We start from the raw sequence: 22403 nt of genomic DNA on the forward strand, positions 1-22403 counted from the left end.
TCAGCCCCGCGGGCCCGCGCCGGTGATCGCGGTGTCCGCCAGCCGCGCCGACAGGACCCGCACGATCGCTTCGACCGCGTGCGGGGCCACCATCTCGTGGTGGTCGCAGTCGATCCGGTACTGGTGGATCTCCCCCGACACCACGTTGTGCCAGGCCGCGACCGCCGGCGCCGGTGCCGCGGACCGGGTGGCGGTGAAGAACAGCACGTCCCCGTCGAAGGTGGCGGGCGTGTGCCGGCGGGCGGCCCGCAACGCGGCGGCCGAGCCGCGGTGGATCCGCTCGAGGTGCGCGGCGGTCAGGCCGGTGCCGCCGCCGAGCGCGGCGTCGAGGAGCGCCGACGCCTGGTCGTAGGTCGGGTCCTGCTCGGCGTCGACCGGCACGCCGAGGTCGCGGAGCATGTCGCGGACCCCGACCGACCCAGCGCCCCGGACGCTGAGGTGGCTGTCGAGCAGGGCCAGGGTGTCCACGCGCTCCCCCGCCCGGCGCAGGTCCACGGCGACCGCGTGGGCGACGACGCCGCCGAGCGACCAGCCGAGCAGGTGGTAGGGGCCGTGGGGCTGGATGCGCCGGATCTCCTCGACGTACCGCTGGGCCAGCGCGGTGACGGACTCCGGGGCGGGGCCGCCGCTGAGTGTGGGCAGCTGCAGCCCGTAGACCGGCCGGTCGCCGCCGATGCGTTGTGCGAGCGGCGCGTACGCCCACGACAGGCCGGCGGCCGGGTGGAGGCAGAACAGCGGTGCGCCGGTGCCTTCACGTAGCGGCACGAGCACCTGCAGGGCCTCGTCGATGCCGGTGCGTTCCTGCGGGCCGCCGAGGTGGGCGGCGAGGCCGGCGGGGGTCGGATGGACGAAGATCGACTGCAGCGGGACCGGACGGCCGAGACGTTCGCCGAGCGCCGGCAGCATCCGGGTGGCGAGCAGCGAGGTGCCGCCGAGGTCGAAGAAGTTGTCGTCGACCGAGACCCGGTCGAGGCCGAGATGCTCGACGAACACCCCCACCACGGTGCGCTCGAGGTCCGTGGCCGGGGCGCGGTAGGCGCCGCCGAGCGCCGAGAAGTCCGGCTCCGGCAGGGCGCGCCGGTCCAGTTTGCCGGCGGGCGTGAGCGGGATCCTGTCGAGCACGATCACGGCCGTGGGCACCATGTGCGCCGGAAGGTGTTGCGACACATGCTCTCTGATGTCGGCGGGGCCGGGGGCGGTGCCGGGGGCGGGCAGCACGTAGGAGACGAGGACGGTCTCCCCCGACGGGGCGGTGTGGCCGATGGTGTGGGCGAACGCCACGTCCCGGTGTCCGGTGAGTGCGGCGTCGATCTCGGCGAGTTCGATGCGGAAGCCGCGGACCTTGACCTGGAAGTCGGAGCGGCCGACGTACTCGAGGTCGTGCTCCTTGGTCCAGCGCACGACGTCGCCGGTGCGGTACATCCGCTCCCCCGGCATTCCGAACGGGTCGGCGACGAAGCGCGCGGCGGTCAGGTCGGGTCGGGCGTGGTAGCCGCGCGCGAGGCCCGGCCCGGCGACGTACAGTTCGCCGGCGACGCCGACGGGCACGGGGCGCAGCCGGGTGTCGAGGACGACGGCGTGGAAGGCGCGGGTCGGCCGGCCGATGGTGACGGGTTCGCCCGGGGTCAGGGGGTCGCTGACGGAGGTCATGATGGTCGCCTCGGTGGGGCCGTAGGCGTCGACCATGCGGCGGCCGGGGGCCCAGCGGGCGACGAGTTCGGGTGGGCACGCCTCGCCGGCGACGAGGAGCACCTCCAGGCTGTCGACGGCGTCCGGGTCGAGGGAGGCCAGCGCGGTGGGCGTGATGAACGCGTGGGTGACCTGTTCGGTGTGCAGGACGTCGGCGAGTTCGTCGCCGCCGTACACGGTCGGGGGCACGATCACGAGGGTGGCGCCGGCCGAGAGGGCCATCATCTGTTCGAACACCGAGGCGTCGAAGCTCGGTGAGGCCAGGTGCGAGACGCGGCTGCCGGGCCGGACGTCGAGGTGGAGGTGTTCCTCGACGGCGAGGTCGGACAGGCCGCGGTGGGTGAGCACGACGCCCTTGGGCCGGCCGGTCGAACCGGAGGTGTAGATCAGGTAGGCGGGATGGTCGGGTTCGAGGGGCGCGGTGCGGTCGGTGTCGGTCGGGGGTTCGGGCGGGTACGGCGCGAGTTCGGCGACGGTGGTGGCGGAGTCGAGGGCGAACCACGGCACGGTGGCGGGCAGCCCGTCGCGGTGGGCGGTGACGGTGAGGCCGAGGGCGGCGCCGCTGTCGGCGAGCATGTATTCGATGCGGTCGCGGGGGTAGCTCGGGTCGACGGGCACGAAGGCGGCGCCGGTCTTGGTCACGGCCCACAGCGCGGTCACGGAGTCGAGGCTGCGGGGCAGGCCGAGGGCGACGACGGTCTCGGGGCCGACGCCGTAGTCGACGAGCATCCGGGCGAGGCGGCTCGAGTGGGCGTCGAGATCGCGGTAGGTGGCGCGGCGGGGCCCGTCGACGACGGCGAGGGCGTCGGGATCGACGGCGACGGCGTCGGCGAGGATCTGTGGCCACAGCCGGGTGCCGAGGGTGTGCGGGCCGTGCGCGGGGACCAGGGCGCGGGTCTCGTCGGCGGTGACGAGGTCGAGGTCGCCGACGGGGGTGCCGGGGGCGCCGGTGACGGCGTCGAGGAGGCGGACGAACCGGTCGGCGACGGCGGCGACGGTGTCGGCGTCGAACAGGTCGGTGGCGTAGACGAGGGCGGCGTCGAAGCCGGTGGGGGCGCCGGTGTCGTCGTGGTTCTCGCCGAGCAACAGTTCGAGGTCGAAGTTGGCCACCGTCGGATCCAGGGGCAGGCCGGTGACGGTCAGGTGCGGCAGTTCCAGGCGGGGGCGTTCGGTGTTCTGGAATTCGAGGGAGACCTGGAACAGCGGCGCGTGGGCGGTGGAGCGGGCGGGGTCGACGGCGTCGACGACCTGTTCGAAGGGGACGTCGGCGTGGGCGAAGGCGTCGAGGTCGGTGGTGGTGACGTCGGTGAGCAGGTCGGTGTAGGTGATCTGCCCGGGGACGCGGGTGCGCAGCACGAGGGTGTTGACGAACATGCCGACGACGTCGTCGAGGGCACGGTGCCCGCGGCCGGCGATGGGGGTGCCCACGGCGATGTCGTCGCTGCCGGAGAGCCGGGCCAGCAGCACCGCGAGGGCGGCGTGGACGGCCATGAACACGGTGGTGCCGTGGGCGTGGGCGAGGCGGGTCAGGCGGTCGTGCAGGGCGGCGTCGATCGGGAAGCGGACGACGTCGCCGCGGAAGGACCGTTGCGCGGGCCGCGGCCGGTCGGTGGGGAGGGTGAGGACCTCGGGCAGGCCGGCGAGGGTGGTGCGCCAGTAGTCGAGCTGGGTGGCGGCGAGGGAGCCGGGGGTGTCGGCGTCGCCGAGGCGGCCGAGCTGCCAGAGGGTGTAGTCGGCGTACTGCACCTCGAGCGGCGCCCAGGCGGGGGCGTCGCCGCGGGTGCGGGCTTGGTAGGCGGTCATCAGGTCGCGGGCCAGGGGGGCGGTGGAGAAGCCGTCGGCGGCGATGTGGTGGACGACGAGGACGGCGAGATGGTCGTCGCGGCCGAGGGTGTACACCCGCGCCCGTAGCGGCACGTCGACGGTGACGTCGAATCCGGTGGCGGCGAACTCTGCGGCGGCGGCGACGACGGTCTCCTCGGTGGCGGGCACGACGTCGACGGTGAGGCCGACGTCGTCGGCGTCGAGGATCCGCTGCACGGGCCCGGTGGGGCCGGCCGGGTAGACGGTACGCAGGCTCTCGTGCCGGGCCAGGACGTCGCGGACGGCGGTGTCGAGCGCGGCGACGGACAGATGGCCGGTCAGCCGGATCGCGAGCGGGATGTTGTAGGCCGGGGAGCTGGTGTCGAACTGGTTGACGAACCACATGCGCTGCTGGGCCGGGGACAGCGGGATGCGGTCGGGACGCGGGCGCCGGGCCGGTCCGGTGCCGATGGCGGGTTCGGCGCCCGGGGTTTCGGCGAGGCGGGCGGCGAGGGCGCGGACGGTGGGGGCCTCGAACAGGGCCCGCACCCCGAGGTCGACCCCGAGGGCGGCGCCGAGGCGGGAGGCGGCGCGGGTCGCGACGAGGGAGTTGCCGCCGATGTCGAAGAAGCTGTCGGTGACCGAGACCCGGTCGAGGCCGAGGACGTCGGCGAACACCCCGGCGACGGCGGTTTCGAGTGCGTCGGCGGGTGGGACGTAGTCGCCGCTGCCGCCGGACAGGTCCGGTGCGGGCAGGGCGCGGCGGTCGAGCTTGCCGACCGGGGTGAGGGGGATCTCGTCGAGGACGACGACCGCGGCGGGCACCATGTGCGCCGGCAGCCGGTCGCCGACGTGCGCGCGCAGGGCGTCGGCGTCGATGTCGTGTCCGGGGGTGGGCAGGACGTAGGCGACGAGTACGGTCTCCCCCGACGGGGCGGTGTGGCCGAGGGTCGCGGCGAATGCGACGCCCGGGTGGCTGCACAGCGCGGCGTCGATCTCGCCGAGTTCGATGCGGAAGCCGCGGACCTTGACCTGGAAGTCGGAGCGGCCCACGTATTCGAGTTCGAGGGCGTCGGTCCAGCGCACCACGTCGCCGGTGCGGTACAGCCGCTCCCCCGGCGCCCCGAACGGATCCGCGACGAACCGGCCGGCCGTCAGGTCGGGGCGGGCGTGGTAGCCGCGGGCCAGGCCGAGGCCGCCGAGGTACAGCTCGCCCGCGACGCCGGCGGGCACGGGGCGCAGGGCGGCGTCGAGGACGAGGGCGCGGACGCCGCGCAGCGGGCCGCCGAGTGTGATGGGGCCGGCGACGGTCATCGGGGCGCTGATGGCGGCCATGATCGTGGTTTCGGTGGGGCCGTAGGCGTTGACCAGGCGCCGGCCGGGCGCCCAGGTGTCGCGCAGTTCCGACGGCCATGCCTCGCCGCCGACGGCGAGCTCGGCGAAGGCGTCGAGGTTGTCGGGGGGCAGGGAGGCCAGGGCGGCGGGGGTGATGAAGCCGTGGGTGACGCCGTGCGCGCGTAGGACGCGGGCGAGTTCGTCGCCGCCGTACACGGTGGGCGGTACGACCGCCAGGGTGGCACCGGAACCGAACGCGAGCAGGTATTCGAAGATCGAGGCGTCGAAGCTCGGCGAGGAGAAGTGCATGACGGTCGCGCCGGGGCCGGCGCCGAACCGGCTGCGCTGGTCGAGGGCGAAGTTCTCGAGGCTGCGGTGGGTGGTCACCACGCCCTTCGGGCGGCCGGTGGAGCCGGAGGTGTAGATGAGGTAGGCGGGGTGGTCCAGGCGCAGCGGGCTGCGGCGGTCGGCGTCGCCGATCGGGTCGGTCGAGGCGTCGGCGAGCCGGGCGGCGAAGGCGTCGGTGTCGACGGTGAGCCAGCGGGCGGTGTCCGGCAGCGTGTCGCGGTGCGCGGCGGTGGTCACGCCGAGGGTGGCGCCGCTGTCGGCGAGCATGAAGGCGATGCGGTCGGTGGGATAGTTCGGGTCGACGGGCACGAACGCGGCGCCGGTCTTGGTGACCGCCCACATCGCGGCCACCGAGTGCAACGATCGCGAAATCCCCAGGGCCACGAAGGTTTCCGGACCCACGCCGAGGTCGAGCAGGACGCGGGCGGCGCGGGTGGACCATTCGTCGAGCCGGCGGTAGGTCCACCGGGCGGCGCCGTCGACGATCGCGACGGCGTCCGGATGGGCGGCGGCGGTCGCGGTGAACAGCTCCGGCAGGGTGCGGGTGGTGCCGCCGGCGGGACCGCGGACCGGGGCGAGGACGGCGCGTTCGTCGTCGAGGAGCACGTCGACGGCCGCGGCCGGGGCGTCGAAATCGGTGGCCAGGGTGGTCAGGGCCCGCTCGATGCGGCGGGCGACGGTCTCGACGGCCGGGCGGTCGAACACCTCGGGCAGGTACTTCAGCCGCAGGTGCAGGGTCGCGGTGTCGCCGGTGCCGGCCGGGTGCGCGACGATGCTCAGCGGGTAGTGCGCGGCGTCGTGGCCGCTGATGCCGGCCACCCGCATCCCGGCGATGTCGGTGTCCTCGGTCAACCCGGCCCGGTCCACCGGGTAGGACTCGAACACGGTGAGGGTGTCGAAGCCGGCGGCGGCGCCGACGCGGCGTTCGATGGCGCTCAGACCGATGTGGTGGTGGTCGAGCATGGCCGCCTGCTCGGCCTGCACCCGGTCGAGCAGGGCGCCGAGGGTCTCGGCGGGCCGCACGGTGACCCGGACGGGGACGGTGTTGATGAACAGCCCGACCATCGACTCGATGCCGGCGACCTGTGGGGGCCGGCCGGAGACGGTGGCGCCGAAGACGACGTCGTGGCGGCCGGTCAGCGCGCCGAGCACGAGCGCCCACGCGGTCTGCACCACGGTGTTGACGGTCACGCCGCGGTCGGTGGCGACGGCGTCGAGGCGCGCGGCGAGACCGGACGGCAGGTCCAGGTCGAGGTCCTGCGAGACCGCGGCGGTGCGGCCGGGGCGGTGCGCGGGGGCGAGCAGGGTGGGCTCGTCGAGACCGGCGAGGGTGTGGGCCCAGGCGTCCGCGGCGGTGTCGGGGTCCTGCCCGGCCAGCCACTGCAGATAGTCGCCGTAGCTGCGGGGCCGGTCGAGGGCGGCGGTGTCGCCGTCGGTGGCGTACAGCAGCAGCAGGTCCTTGACCAGCAGCGGCGTGGACCAGCCGTCGAGCAGGATGTGGTGATTGGTCAGGGCCAGCCGGTACCGGTCGGCGGCGACCCGGACGAGGGTGGCGCGCAGCAGCGGGGCGACGGCGGTGTCGAATCGGGTGCGGCGGTCCTCGTCGAGCAGGCGCGCCGCCTGACGGTCCGGATCGTCGAGGCCGGTCAGGTCCAGCACCGTCCAGGGCAGTTCGACGCGGGCGGGGACGACCTGGACGAAGCCGCCGGAGCCGTCGTCGGCGAACGCGGCCCGCAGGTTGGGGTGCCGGTCGAGCAGCAGCTGCGCGGCGCGGCGCAGCCGGTCCGGGTCGACGGTGCCGTGCAGGTCGAGGACGAGTTGCACGACGTAGGCGTCGGCGGACTGCGCGGAAAGCAGGGCGTGGAACAGCAACCCGGCCTGCAGCGGGGCGACGGGCCACACGGTGGCCAGGCCGGTGTCGTGCCCGGCCGCCCGGTAGTGGCGTTCGAGGCGGTCGAGGGTGGGCTGGTCGAGGGCGACGAGGGGCACGTCGGACGGGGTCAGGCCGCCGGCGTGCGGGTCGCTTGCATGCCGGGCCAGGGCGGCGGCCGCGGCCGCCCACCGGTCGGTGAGGGCGGCGACGTCGGCGTCGGCGAGCAGGTGCTGCGGGTAGGAGAAGGTGGCGCGCAGCACCGGCCCGTCGGGGGTGGGCACGGTGACGGCGTTGATGTCGACGGCGGCGGCGGCCGGCATGTCCGGGCTCTGGGCGCCGCCGCGGTCGAAGGCGTCGACCGGCAGCCACGGGGTGTCCGCTTCGGTGAGGGCCGGGGTGAGGCGGCCGAGGTAGTTGAAGCTGATCTGCGGGGCGGGGCGGGTCCGCAGCCGGACGGCGGTGCCGGCGTTGAGGTAGCGCAGCAGGCCGAACCCGAGGCCGTGGTCGGGGACGGCGGCGAGCTGTTCCTTCACGGCCTTGATCGCGGCACCGGCGGCGTCGCCGCCGCGCAGCGCGTCCGGCAGGTCGACACCGCTCAGGTCGAGCCGGACCGGATGGATGGTGGTGAACCAGCCGACGGTGTGGGACAGGTCCGCGCCCGGGGCGACGGCGGTCTCCCGGCCGTGTCCCTCGAGGCCGACCAGCACGTCGTCCACGTCGGTGCCGTGGTCGCGGCGCCAGGCGGTGACCGCCAGTGCCAGGGCGGTGAGCAGGCCGTCGTTGACGGTGCCGTGGAAGGCGCCGGGCACCGCGGTCAGCAGCGCGGCGGTGACGTCGGCGGGCAGGTCGGTGGAGACGGTGCGGACCGTGGCGTTGGTGTCGACGACCGGGTCGAGGGGACGGTCCCCGAGCAGCGGGTCGTCACCGTCGAGGATCGCGGTCCAGCGGTCGAGTTCGGCGACGCGGTCGGACCGGTGCGCGGCCTCGACGAGGGCGTGCGCCCAGCGCCGCACGGAGGTGCCGGCGGGGGGCTCCTCGACCGCGGTGCCGTGGAGGGCGGCGGCCCACGCGGCCGCGAGGTCGGGAACGAGGATGCGCCAGGACACGCCGTCGACGGCGAGGTGGTGTACGACCAGCAGCAGACGCCCGGAGCCGGCGGCGGCGTCGAACCACACCGCCTGCAGCAGGATTCCGGCGGCGGTGTCGAGCCGGTCGGCGGCGGCGTCGAGTTCGGCGGCGGCGAGGGCGAAGAAGTCGTCGGTGTCGGCGGCGGTGGTGACGGGGACGCGGTGGATGAGCGTGTCGGCGGTGACCGCGCCGGGACCGCGGACCTGCAGGCCGACCCCGGCGGGGTCGTCCACGTCGGGGACGAGGCGGGCGCGGAGCATGTCGTGTCGGTCCAGCACCGTCTGCAGCGTGGCCGCGAGGGTGACGCGGTCCAGGCCGGCGGGCAGCCGCAGCAGCGCGGCCTGGGAGTAGCGGTCGATGCTGCCGCCGCGTTCGAGCATCCACCGCACGATCGGGGTCAGGGGCACGGGGCCGACGCCGCGGCCGGGCAGTTCGGCGAGGACGGCCGGGCCGTCGCCGAGGGTGGCGACGGCGGCGAGCGCGGCGGGGGTCTTGCGTTCGAACACATCCCGGGGGGTCAGCTCGATCCCGGCGGCCCGGGCGCGCGAGACCAGCTGGATGGACATGATGCTGTCGCCGCCGAGCGCGAAGAACGAGTCGTCCACTCCGACCGTCTCGAGGCCGAGGACCTGCGCGAACAGCTCGACGAGCTGCTTTTCGAGGTGGCCGGCGGGGGCACGGGTCTCGGTGGCCAGCGCCCCGAAGTCGGGGTCGGGCAGGGCCTTGCGGTCGAGCTTGCCGGTGGCCGTGACCGGCAGGGTGTCGAGGACGACGAGGGTGGCCGGGACCATGTAGGCGGCGAGGTCACCGGCGACCCGGTTCAGCGTGGCGGCCACATCCACGGTCGCGGCGGTCTCCGGAACCACGTACCCGACGAGGCGGTCGGCGGCGCGGTCGTCGCGGTGGAGCACCACGACGGCGCGGGCGACGCCGGGGCAGCGCAGCAGCGCCGCCTCCACCTCCCCCAGCTCGATGCGGAAACCGTGCAGCTGCACCTGGAAGTCGCTGCGGCCGACGTATTCGAGCCGGCCGTCGCGGCGCCGGCGGGCGAGGTCGCCGGTGCGGTACAGGCGGGCGCCGGGCCCGCCGAACGGGTCGGCGACGAAGCGCGCGGCGGTCAGGGCGGGGCGGCCGAGATAGCCGCGGGCGGCCTGCCCGCCGGAGACGTACATCTCGCCGATCACGCCGGCCGGCACCGGGTGCAGCCGCCGGTCGAGGACGTGCACCGTCAGGCCGGGAATGGCGTCGCCGATGACGCTGGCCGAGGCGGTCGCGGCGAACTGCCGGTCCAGCGGCTGCAAGGTCACGTGCACGGTGGTCTCGGTGATGCCGTACATGTTCACCAGCACCGGCGCGGTGTCCGGGTGGCGGCGGTACCAGCGTTCGAGCTGGGCGAGGTCGAGGGCTTCGCCGCCGAAGACGACGTAGCGCAGCGACAGGGTGTGCTCGCCGGCGGCGCGGTCGGCCTCGATCAGCTGGTAGAACGCGGTGGGTGTCTGGTTGAGCACGGTGACGTGCTCGCGGCGCAGCAGGTCGAGGAATGCCTCCGGGGAGCGGGCGGTGTGGTGGTCGACGACGACGAGGCGGCCGCCGTAGGCGAGTGCGCCCCACAGTTCCCACACCGAGAAGTCGAAGGCGTACGAGTGGAACATGGTCCACACGTCGTGCTCGTCGAATCCGAACCGGTCGTGGGTTTCGGCGAGGAGGGTGACGACGTTGCGGTGCGGGACGACGACGCCCTTGGGGCGGCCGGTCGAGCCGGAGGTGTAGATGACGTAGGCGGTGTGGTCGGGGTGCAGCGCACCGAGCCGGTCGGCGTCGGTGAGCGGGCCGTCGGGCAGTTCCGCGAGCCGGGCGGCGGTGTCCGGGGTGTCGAGCAGCAGCACCGGGGCGTCCCCCGCGGGCAGGGTGGCGGCGTCGGCGCCGGTGGTGACGATGCAGACCGGCCGGGCGTCGGCGAAGAGGAACGCGAGCCGTTCCGGCGGGTAGGACACGTCGACGGGCAGGTATCCGGCGCCGGTCTCGAGGACGGCGAGCAGCGTGACGATCAGGTCGGTCGAGCGGGGCACGGCGACGGCGACGAGCCGGTCGGGTCCGGCGCCGTGCGTGATCAGGGCGCGGGCGAGGCGGCGGGCCCGCGCGGCGAGTTCGCGGTAGGTCAGCGCCGGGGTGGCCGGGTCGGTGGGGGCGGTGATCGCGACGGTGTCGGGTGCTGCGGCGACGGACCGCGCGAAGAGGGCGGGGAGGGTCTCGGCGTGCCGGTCGGGGTCGGGGCGTCGCGCGGCGGCGGGCCGTTCGGCGGGGTCGAGCAGGTCGAGGTCGCCGACGGGTCGGGCGGGGTCGGCGGTGACGGCGGTGAGGACCCGCAGGAACCGGTCGGCGAACGCGGTGACGGTGTCGGCGTCGAACAGGTCGGTGGCGTAGGTGAAGGCCCCGGTCATGCCGGCGGGGTCGGTGCCGGCGGCCGGGTTCTCCCCCATGGTCAGCTGCAGGTCGAACTTGGCGACGGGGGCGTCGGCGTCGAGGGCGTCGACGGTCAGGTCGGGCAGGGCGAGGTGGGCGCGTTCGTTGTTCTGGAATTCGAGGACCACCTGCACGAGCGGGGCGTGGTCGGTGGCGCGGGTGGGGGCGAGGGCGTCGACGAGCTTCTCGAAGGGCAGGTCGGCGTGCCCGAAGGCGGCGAGGTCGACCTCGCGGGTGCGTTCGAGGTGATCGGCGAACGGCAGGCCGGGGGCGACGGGGGTGCGCAGCACCAGGGTGTTGACGAACATGCCGACCAGATCGTCGAGGGCACGGTGCCCGCGGCCGGCGATGGGGGTGCCCACGGCGATGTCGTCGCTGCCGGAGAGCCGGGCCAGCAGCACCGCGAGGGCGGCGTGCACGGCCATGAACACGGTGGCGCCGTGGGCGGCTGCGAGGTCGGCGAGCCGGCGGTGCAGCTCGGGCTCGACGTCGAAGCGGACGGTGGCGCCGCGGAACGACTGGTGCGGCGGGCGGGGCCGGTCGGTGGGCAGGGACAGGATCTCGGGCAGGTCGGCCAGGGCGGTGCGCCAGAACTCGAGCTGCCGGGCGGCGAGCGAATCCGGGTCGGCCGGATCGCCGAGGACCTGCCGCTGCCACAGCGCGTAGTCGGCGTACTGCACCGGCAGCGGCGCCCACGCCGGCTCCTGTCCCCGGGTGCGGGCGGCGTACGCGGTCATCAGATCCCGGGCCAGCGGCGCCATCGACGCCCCGTCCGCCGCGACGTGATGCACCACGAACACCAGCACGTGCTCCCCGTCGCCGAGCGCGAGCAACCGCGCCCGCACCGGCACCTGCACCGCCACGTCGAACCCGGCCGTGACCTCGGCGGCCAGACGCTGCGGCAGCTCCTCGGCGGACACCGGGACCGGATCGAGGTCGGGGGTGGCCTGGGCGGGGTCGGTGACCAGCTGCACCGGGCCGGTGTTCTCGTTCGGGTACCAGGTGCGCAGGGTTTCGTGGCGGGTGATCAGGTCGTGCACGGCGGCGGTGAGCGCCGCCCGGTCGAGGCGGCCGGTCAGCCGGATCGCCATCGGGATGTTGTAGGCGGCCGAGGCGGTGTCGAACTGGTTGACGAACCACATCCGCTGCTGGGGTGGGGACAGCGGGATCCGGTCGGGGCGCGGGCCCGCGGTGAGGGGGACGCGGGTGCCACCGGCGTGGTCGTCGAGGATGCGGGCGGCGAGGGTCCGCACGGTCGGGGCCTCGAACAGCACCCGCACGCCGGCGTCGGTGCCGAGGGCGGCGTTGATGCGGGCGACGACACGGGTGGCGATCAGCGAGTTGCCGCCGAGGTCGAAGAAGCTGTCGTCGACGGAAACCTTCTCGTGGCCGAGGGCCTCGGCCACGATGTCGGCGAGGGTGGCCTCGGTGTCGGTGGCCGGGGCGCGGTATTCGCCGGTGGCCGACAGGTCGGGTACCGGCAGGGCGCGGCGGTCGAGCTTGCCGACCGGGGTGAGCGGGATCTCGTCGAGGACGACGATCGCGGCGGGCACCATGTGCGCCGGCAGCTGCCCGGCGACGTGCCCCCGCAGCGCGGCGGCATCGACGTGGTGGCCGGTCTCCGGCAGGACGTAGGCGACCAGGGCGGTGTCGCCGGACGGGGCGGTGTGCCCGATCGTCACCGCGAAGGCGACGTCGTCGTGAGCGGCGAGGGCGGTGTCGATCTCGCCGAGTTCGATGCGGAAGCCGCGGACCTTGACCTGGAAGTCGGAGCGGCCGAGGTATTCCACGGTGCCGTCGGTGCGCCAGCGCACCACGTCGCCGGTGCGGTACATCCGCTCCCCCGGCGCCCCGAACGGGTCGGCGACGAACCGGGACGCGGTGAGCTCGGGTCGGCGGTGGTAGCCGCGGGCCAGGCCGGCGCCGGCGATGTAGAGCTCGCCGGCGACCCCGATGGGGACGGGCCGCAGCCGTTCGTCGAGGACGACCTCGTGGAAGCCGATGGCGGGGCCACCGACGGTGACGGTGGTGTCCGGGCGCATGTCGGGGCTGACGCTGGTCTCGATGGTGGCCTCGGACGGGCCGTAGCCGTTGTACATGTGGCGGCCCGGCGCCCAGCGGTCGACCAGTTCCGGCGGGCAGGCCTCCCCGGCGACGACGAGCACGCGCAGCTCGTCGAGGCCCGCGGGATCGAGCGACGCGAGGGCGGTGGGGGTGACGAACGCATGGGTGATGCGTTCCTCGCGCAGGATGCGGGCGAGTTCCTCGCCGCCGTAGACGCTGGGCGGCACGATGACGAGGGTGGCGCCGGCGCAGAACGCCTTGGTCAGCTCGAAGAGGGACGCGTCGAAGCTCGGCGACGCCAGGTGCGAGACGCGGGCCCGATGGGTGATCGAGAAGTGTTCGCGCACTTCGGCGTTGAGGTTGGTCAGGCCGCGGTGGGTGACGACGACGCCCTTCGGGCGGCCGGTCGAGCCGGAAGTGTAGATCAGGTATGCCGGATGGTCGTACCGTAGCGGGGTGCGGCGGTCGTCGTCGGTGACCGGGGCGGGCGAGACGTCGTCGAGGCGGCGGCGCAGGCCGGGGTCGTCGAGCAGCAGCCACGACACCGCGTCCGCGGGCCACACGTCGCGGTGGGCGGTGGTGGTCAGGCCGAGGGTGGCCCGGCAGTCGTCGAGCATGTAGGCGATCCGCTCGGGCGGGTAGCCGGGGTCGACGGGGACGAACGCCGCCCCGGACTTGGTCACCGCCCACACCGCCGCGACCGACTCGATCGAACGCGAAATTCCCAGGGCCACAAAGGATTCCGGTCCGACCCCGTGGCTCGTGAGGACGCGGGCGAGCCGGTTGGACCAGGCGTCGAGCTCACCGTAGGTGACGGTGCGGCCTTCGAAGGACAGGGCGACCGCCTCCGGCACGATCGCCGCCACCGACGACAGCAGTTCGGGCCACAGCTGCGGGGAAACCGCGGGCCGGCCCCGCGCCGGGGCCAGGGTGGCGAGCTCACGCGGGGTGACGATCTCCACGTCCCCCACCGTCACGGACGCATCCGCGGTGACCGCGTCGAGGATCCGCACGAACCGGTCCGCGAACGAGGCGACCGTGTCCGCGTCGAACAGGTCGGTGGCGTAGGTGAACGCCGCCCGCACGCCGGATCCGCCGCCGGGCCGCTCGGCGATCGACAGCTGCAGGTCGAACGGCGACAGGCCGGGATCGAGGTCGAGCACCCGCGCCGTCGCCCCCGGCAGCGCGATCTCGGGGCGCTCGATGTCCTGGAACTCGAGCAGCACCTGGAACAGCGGGGGGTAGGACGTCGACCGGGGCGGGTCGAGGGCCTCGACGAGCCGCTCGAACGGGACGTCGGCCTGGCCGAACGCCGCCAGGTCCGCCGAACGGACCCGCCGCAACAGGGAGTCGAACCGTTCGCGTTCGTCCACCCGGGCCCGCAGCACCACGGTGTTGACGAACATGCCGACCAGATCGTCGAGGGCGCGGTCACCGCGCCCGGCGACGGGGGTGCCGACCACGATGTCGTCGCTGGTGGACAGCCGGGCCAGCAGCACCGCCAGCGCCGCATGCACGACCATGAACAACGACGCGTCGTGCTCGCGGGCCAGCGCGAGCATGCCGCGGTGGGTGTCGGCGTCGATCTCGAACGCCACGCGGGCACCGCGCCCGGACTGCTGCACCGGGCGGGGCCGGTCCCACGGCAGCTCGAGCAGTTCCGGCGCCCCGGCCAGCGCGTCGTGCCAGAACGCGAGCTGCCGGGCGGCGGTGGAGGCGGGATCGGACTCGTCGCCCAGCACGGTGTGCTGCCACAGCGTGTAGTCGGCGTACTGCACCGGCAGCGGCGACCGGCCGGGGGCATGGCCCCCGGCGCGGGCGGCGTACGCGGTCATCAGATCCCGGCCCAGCGGTCCCATCGAGAACCCGTCGGCGGCGATATGGTGCACGACCAGGACCAGCACGTGGTCGGTGTCGGCGAGGGTGAGCAGCCGGATCCGCACCGGCACCTCGGTGGCGACGTCGAACCCGGCGCCGACGATCCGGTCGATGTGCGCGGGCACCGTGTCCTCGGTCTCGACGCGGGTGACGGTGAAGTCGGGCTGCGCCACCGCGACCGGCAGCACGACCTGGATCGGGCCGTCGTCGGTGAGCGGGTAGCGGGTGCGCAGCGTCTCGTGGCGCGCGGCGACATCGGCGGCAGCGGCCCGCAGCGCCGCGAGGTCCAGCTCCCCGGTCAGACGCAGCGCGACGGCGATGTTGTAGGCCGGGGAGGTCGTGTCGAACTGGTTGATGAACCACATGCGCTGCTGGGCCGGCGACAGCGGGATCGTGGGGGGCCGGGTCGCGGCGGCGGTCAGCGCGGGCCGCGCCGCGGCATCGCGGTCGCGGAGCCGCTCGGCGAGGGCGGCGACGGTGGGCGCGTCGAACAGATCACGCACGCCCACGTCGGTGCCGGTCGCCGCGGCGATCCGCGCGGCCAGCCGCATGGCCAGCAGCGAGTTGCCGCCCAGATCCAGGAAGCTGTCGTGCACGCCGAGACGCTCCACCCCGAGCAGGCCGGCGAAGACCTCGGCCAGGACCTGCTCGACCGGGGTGCGCGGCGCGACGTGCTCCGCCGCCCGCACGGCCGTGAGGTCCGGGGCGGGCAGTGCCTTGCGGTCGAGCTTGCCGTTGGGGTTGAGCGGGAACCGGTCGAGGACGACGACGTGGGCGGGCACCATGTAGCCGGGCAGCCGGGCCGCGGCGGCCCCGAGCAGGGCCGCGGTATCGAATGCGCGGCTCGCCGCGGTATCGGATGCGCGGCTCGCCGCGGTATCGCTGTTTCGGCCGGGTTCGGGCACGACGTACGCGACGAGCACCCCGTCGGAGCCGTCGGCGGCGCCGGCGGGGTGCCGGTGCACCACGACCGCGGCCTGCGCGACGGCCGGGTCGGCGAGCAACGCCTGCTCGATCTCACCGAGCTCGATCCGCAGGCCCCGGAGCTTGACTTGGAAATCGGTGCGGCCCAGGTAGATCAGATTGCCGTCGCGGCGCCAGGACACGAGGTCGCCGGTGCGGTACATGCGGGTGCCGGACGGACCGAACGGATCGGCGACGAACCGGTCGGCGGTCAGGTCGCCGCGCCCGACATAGCCGCGGGCGAGCTGGATGCCGGACAGGTACAGCTCCCCCACGGCGCCGACGGGAACCGGGTGCAGCCGCGCATCGAGGACGTGGACGCGGGTGTTCCACACCGGGGCGCCGATCGGGACGACGTCGACGTCGTCGTCGGTGCAGGCCCAGAACGTGACGTCGACGGCGGCCTCGGTGGGCCCGTACAGGTTGTGCAGGTCCGCGGCGGGGAACGCGGCGTCGGCGGCGGCGACCGTGGCCGGGGGCAGCGCCTCGCCGCTGCAGAACAGCAACCGCAGCGACGTGCAGCGGGCCGGGTCGGTGGCGGCGACGAACACCGCGAGCATGGACGGCACGAAGTGCGCCACGGTGACGTGCTGCTGCTCGACGACGGCGGTGAGGTAGGCGGGATCGCGGTGCCCGTCGGGTGCGGCGACGACGAGGCGCGCCCCGGTCTGCAGCGGCCAGAAGAACTCCCACACCGACACGTCGAACGTGAACGGTGTCTTCTGCAGGACGGTGTCCTCGGCGGTGAGCGGGTAGGCGTGCTGCATCCACCGCAACCGGTTGACGATCGCGGCGTGAGCGACCGCGACGCCCTTGGGCCGGCCGGTGGAGCCGGAGGTGTACAGCACGTAGGCGAGGTGGTCCCCCGTCAGCGGGGCGGTGCGCTCCTCCGGGGCGACGGGGGCGTCGGAGGCGCCGGTCCGGTCGAGGCGATCGACCTCGAGGATCGGGGCCGGGGTGGGCAGCGCCGTCCGGTCGGCGGCGGTGGTGAGCACGCACACCGGACGGGCGTTGCCCAGAACGTATTCGAGCCGGTCGGCGGGGTGGTCGGGGTCGAGCGGCAGGTAGGCGCCGCCGGCCTTGATCACCGCGTACATTCCGACGAGCAGCTCGATCGAGCGGCGCATCGCGAGCCCGACGAGGCGGTCCGGGCCGACGCCCTCGGCGATCAGCCGCCGGGCGAGCCGGTTGGTGCGGGCATCGAACTCGGCGTAGGTCAGGGCCTCGTCGCCGAAGACGACGGCGACGGCGTCGGGGGTGCGGGCGGCCTGCCGGGCGAACAGGTCGGCGAGGGTGTGCGGGTCGCGGGGGGCGTCGGTGGCGTTCCAGCGCCGCAGGATCAGCTCGCGTTCGCCCGGCTCGAGCAGGTCGAGGTCGCCGACGGGCACGTGCGGGGTGGTGGTCACGGCGGTGAGCAGCCGCACGAAGCGGTCGGCGAGGGCGGTGACGGTGCCGGCGTCGAACAGGTCGGTCGCGTAGGACAGGGCGCCGGTGAGGGCGGCGGGGGCGCCGTCGTCGCCGGGGACCTCGGCCAGCATCAGGTGCAGGTCGAATTTGGTGGTGCCGGTGTCGATTTCGGAGACGTCGACGGTCAGGTCGGGCAGCCGCAAGTGGGCGGACTCGGTGTTCTGGAAGGCCAGCATCACCTGGAACAGGGGCGCGTAGGCCTCGGATCGGTGGTCGGTGACGGCGTCGACGAGGGCGTCGAACGGCAGGTCGGCGTGGGCGAGGGCGTCGACGTCGCGGTCGCGGATGCGGGTCAGGTGCTCGGCGAAGGTGTGCTGTGCGGTGACGGGGGTGCGCAGGACGACGGTGTTGACGAACATGCCGACCAGATCGTCGAGGGCGCGGTCGCCGCGACCGGAGACCGGGGTGCCGACGGTGACGTCGTCGCTGCCCGAGAGCCGGGCCAGCAGCACCGCCAGGGCCGCGTGCACCGTGATGAACGGGGTGGCGCCGTGCGTGCGGGCCAGGTCGCCGACCGCCCGGTACAGTTCGGCGCCGACCTCGAAGCGGACGGTGGCGCCGCGGAACGACTGCTGCGGCGGGCGGGGCCGGTCGGTGGGCAACGCCAGCACTTCCGGTGCGCCGGAAAGGGTTTCGCGCCAGTACCGCAGCTGGGCGGCGGCGAGCGAATCCGGGTCGGCCGGATCGCCGAGGACCTGCCGCTGCCACAGCGCGTAGTCGGCGTACTGCACCTCCAGGGGCGTCCAGTCGGGGGCGCGGCCGCCGGTGCGGGCGGCGTACGCGGTCATCAGATCCCGGGCCAGCGGCGCCATCGACGCCCCGTCCGCCGCGATGTGATGCACCACGAACACCAGCACGTGCTCCCCGTCGCCGAGCGCGAACAACCGCGCCCGCACCGGCACCTGCACCGCCACGTCGAACCCCGCCGTGACCTCGGCGGCCAGACGCTGCGGCAGCTCCTCGGCGGCGACGGTCGTCGCGGTGAGATCGAGGCGCACCTGCTCGACCGGGCGGATCCGCTGGACGGGACCGTCGGCCGTGGCCGGGAACTCGGTGCGCAGCGCCTCGTGGCGGGCGAGCACATCGGTGACGGCGGTGGCGAGCGCGTCCCGGTCGAGCCGGCCGCGCAGCCGGATCGCCATCGGGATGTTGTAGGCCGGCGAGGCGGTGTCGAGCTGGTTGACGAACCACATCCGCTGCTGGGCCGCGGAGACCGGCAGCACCCCCGGACGGGGTCCGGCGACCAGCGGCACCCGGGTGCCCGTGCCGACGTCGGCGGTGAGGGCGGCGAGGGTCCGCACCGTGGGGGCCTCGAACAGTGCCCGGACCCCCAGGTCGGTGCCGAGGGCGGCGTTGATGCGGGCGAGGACACGGGTGGCGATCAGCGAGTTTCCGCCGAGGTCGAAGAAGCTGTCGTCGAGACCGACGCGGTCGACGCCGAGGAGCTCGGCGAACACCTGCGCCACCGTCCTCTCGGCGTCGGTGGACGGCGCGACGTAGGTGGTGCCGTCCGCCGCGAACACGGGCACGGGCAGGGCGCGGCGGTCGAGCTTGCCGACCGGGGTGAGCGGGATCTCGTCGAGGACGACGATCGCCGTGGGCACCATGTGCGCCGGCAGGCTCCGCGACAGGTGCGCGGTGAGGGTGGCGGGTTCGGCGGTGCGCCCGGTCGCGGGCAGCACGTAGGACACCAGCACGGTGTCGCCGGACGGGGCGGTGTGCCCGATCGTCACCGCGAACGTGACGTCCTCGTGGGCGGTCAGGACCGCGTCGATCTCGCCGAGTTCGATGCGGAAGCCGCGGACCTTGACCTGGAAGTCGGACCGGCCGAGGTATTCGAGGGCGCCGTCGCGCCGCCAGCGCACCACGTCGCCGGTGCGGTACATCCGCTCCCCCGGCGCCCCGAACGGGTCGGCGACGAACCGGCCGGCGCTGAGCCCGGGCTTGCCGCGGTAGCCGCGGGTGATACCCGGGCCGGCAATGTACAGCTCGCCGGCGACGCCGATCGGCACCGGCCGCAGCCGGGAGTCCAGGACGACCTCGTGCGTGCCGCGCACGGGGGTGCCGATCGGGATCGTGGGGGCCGGCGCGAGCGGACCGCAGATGTTGACGACGATCGTGCACTCGGTCGGGCCGTACGCGTTGAACATCCGCCGGCCCCGGGACCAGCGGGCGACGAGTTCGGGCGGGCACGCGTCGCCGGCGACGGTGACCGACTCGGCGGCGACGCCCTCCGGATCGACGGAGGCCAGCGCCGCGGGGGTGGAGAAGGCGTGGGTGATGCGCTGCTCGCGGAAGAAGCGGGCCAGTTCCTCGCCGCCGTAGATCGTCGGGGGCACCACGACGAGGGTGGCGCCGATCGCGAACGCGGTCATGTACTCGTACACCGAGGCGTCGAAGCTCGGGGACGAGAAGTGCGAGACCCGCGAGTGCGGGGTGGGGCTGTGCCGGCCGTGCAGTTCGGCGCACAGGTTCGCCAGCCCGCGGTGCGGCACCACCACGCCCTTCGGGCGGCCGGTGGACCCGGAGGTGTAGATCAGGTAGGCGGGATGGTCGAAATGCAGCGCGCCGTGACGGTCGAGGTCCGACAGCGGCCCGTCGGAGACCGAGTCCAGCGCCGCGACGAACTCCGCGTCGTCGAGCACCAGCCACGGCACGTCGGCGGGCAAGCCGTCGCGGTGGGCGGTGGTGGTCACGCCGAGGACGGCCCCGGAGTCGGCGAGCATGTACTCGATCCGCTCGGCCGGGTAGGCGGGGTCGACCGGCATGTACGCGGCGCCGGACTTGGCCACCGCCCAGATCGCGGCCACGGATTCGAGGGACCGGGCGATGCCGAGGGCAACGAACGTCTCCGGGCCGGCGCCGGCGTCGATCAGCACCCGGGCGACCCGGTTGGACCAGGCGTCGAGCTCCCCGTACGTCATCGTGCGGCCCTCGAATTCCAGGGCCGTCGCGTCGGGCACGTGCGCGGCCACGGAGGCGAGGATCTCGGGCCACAGCTGCGGGGACGAGCCGGGCAGTCCGCGCACCGGGCTCAGCTCCGCGGCTTCGTCGGGGAAGACGATGTCGACGTCCCCGATCGGTGCCGTCGGGTCGGCGGTGACGGCGTCGAGGATCCGCAGCAAACGTTCGCAGAACGATCGCGCCGTATCGGCGTCGAAGAGGTCGGCGGCGTACGTACACCTCAGGCGGGTGCCCTCGGGGCCGGTCGCGGTGTGCACCGCGACTTCGGCGTGTGCGAGGAGCCCGCCGCCCCCGGCGGGCTCGCCGCTGTCGAGCAGCACCGGCAGGATCGGCACGTGCTGCCCGTCGAAGGTTCGGGCGAGCCGGTCCGCCGGCACGTCGGCGTGGGCGGTCGCGGCGGCGTGTATCGCCGTGACCCGGCCGAGGAGCGCGGCGAACGGCTCGCTCTCGTCGAACTGCACCCGCAGCGGCAGCGCCCCGGCGGGGCCGGGGACGCCGACGAGAGTGTCGGTGCCGGCGGTGAGCCGGCCGACGAGCACCGCGACGGCGGCGTGCAGTAGTTCGGTGGAGGTGGCGCCGTGACGCCGGGCGAGCTCGGTGCCCCGGTCCCCGAGCGCGGCGGGGACCGGCACCTCGAGGTGGGCGGCGGTGGGGGCGCGCGGGCCGGTGCGGCGGCGGTCGGCAGGCAGCTCGAGGTGCTCGGGCGCCCCCGCCAGGGCGGCACGCCAGAACCGCTCGACGTCGGCATCGCGCCGCAGGCGCTCGGCGACGGTGGCGGTCGCGTGGTGGATGCGGGCGACCGGCGTGTCCGGGTCGGCCCGCAGGAACTCGGCGAGCAATTCGACGAAGCTGCCGTGGTGTGCGCGCAGCTCGTCCGGCTCGTACTGGTTGGGGTTGCCGCGGAAGTCGAGGAACGTCCGCGCGGGGGTGCCGCTCTGGTAGATGTTGACCAGCAGGTCGTCGACCGGACCCGAGGTCATGATGTGGAACTCGCCGCGGACCGGGCCGAGGGTGATCTCCTGCCGGAAGAGCATCACGTTGATCATCGGTCCGCCGTAGCTGTGGGCCCGGCCGGCGGTGCCGGTCTCGCGGCGGAGGTCCTCGAGGCTGAACCGCTGGTGGCGCAGCGCACCGGTCAGTTCCAGCTGGGCCCGCTGCACCAGGTCGGCGCGGGTGTCGTCGTCCTCGAGACGGATGTGCAGCGGTGCGGTGTTGACGAGCATGCCGCCGGAGCGTTTCGCCGCCGCGGTGGTGCGCGCGAACACCGGCAGATTGAGCATCACGTCGGCGCGGCCGGTCAGCCGGGAGAGATAGCACGCGGCCGCCGCGACCACCGTCGCGGCGGCCGAGGATCCGCTCGTGGCATCGGCGTCGGTCAATCGGGCGACCAGGTCGTCGGGCAGGGTGACACTCTCGAGGGTGCTGCGCGCGGCGGTCGGCACCGCCCGCCGCGCCAGGGTCGATCCATCCTCGAGCCCGGCGACCCGCCCGATCCAGTAGTCCCGGTCGCTCGCGTACCGGTTCGAACCGCGGTAGTCGAGATCCGACTGGTAGAGGTCGTGCAGGTCGGCGGCGGTGGGTGGCTCGGGGACGCGGTCCTCGTGGGCCGCCGAGTACAGCGCGGCGATCCGGTTGACCATCGTCATGGCACCGAAGCCGTCGAGGGCGACGTGGTGGATCCGGCTGTACCACAGGTGCCGTCGCTCACCGATCCGCAGGATCGTCATGTTCACCAGCGAGTCGTCGGCCAGATCGACCGGGGTGGCGTAGTCGGTGTTCATCCACTGCTGCGCCGTGGCCATCGGATCGGGCGCATCGGAGAAGTCCAGCAGCGGGATGTCGCTGAGGTCGAGGTCGGGATCGACGTACTGGTACGGCTCACCGTCGACCTCGACGACCCGCAGGTACGGCGACTGGAACTCGCGGGCGGCCTCGTGCGCGGCCTCGCGCAGCAGATCCAGATCGAGGTCCCCGGGCAGGTCGACGTACTGGGCGATGCAGACGGGCACCTCGGGTGCCAGCTGTTGTGCGAACCAGATCGAGCGCTGGGCAGAGGACAACGGGAAGGCCCCGGGCGGAATGTGCAGCCGCTCTTGCAACGAACTCCCCTTCACGAAAGTGATTCCAGTGATGTCCTGGCACCCCCCGGCACCGTGCAGGAAAACCCCTCGGTCGGATCGACGTGGCTGTAGCTCTTTCCCCTTCGATCGTCCGCGCCCTCGAATGTGTGACAGGAGCGCTCCCTCAAGCTAGACCACCGCGACGACGTCTCGGCCCGAAACCGGACCGAAAAATCGACCCCTCGGGCCGCATCGATCCCGAGTCGAGACCGGAGGGGGGACCTGTCGCGGCGCTCGCGGCGAATCGACGAGGATTTGTTACCGTTCGATCGCGATCCGGTCACCGGATGCGCTCGAATCACAGTTTC

Annotated in this window: 1 protein-coding gene; it reads right to left on the reverse strand. The window is 74.0% G+C overall.

The features are described 5' to 3' along the window. Nucleotides 1–22074: a non-ribosomal peptide synthase/polyketide synthase gene (locus JYA75_RS17845; protein WP_239010463.1), complete on the reverse strand. Its 22074-nt coding sequence runs from the start codon at nucleotides 22072–22074 to the stop codon at nucleotides 1–3. Between the last annotated feature and the right edge of the window lie 329 nt (nucleotides 22075–22403).

The organism is Rhodococcus sp. PSBB066 (assembly GCF_017068255.1).
Taxonomy (GTDB): Bacteria; Actinomycetota; Actinomycetes; order Mycobacteriales; family Mycobacteriaceae; genus Rhodococcus; species Rhodococcus aetherivorans.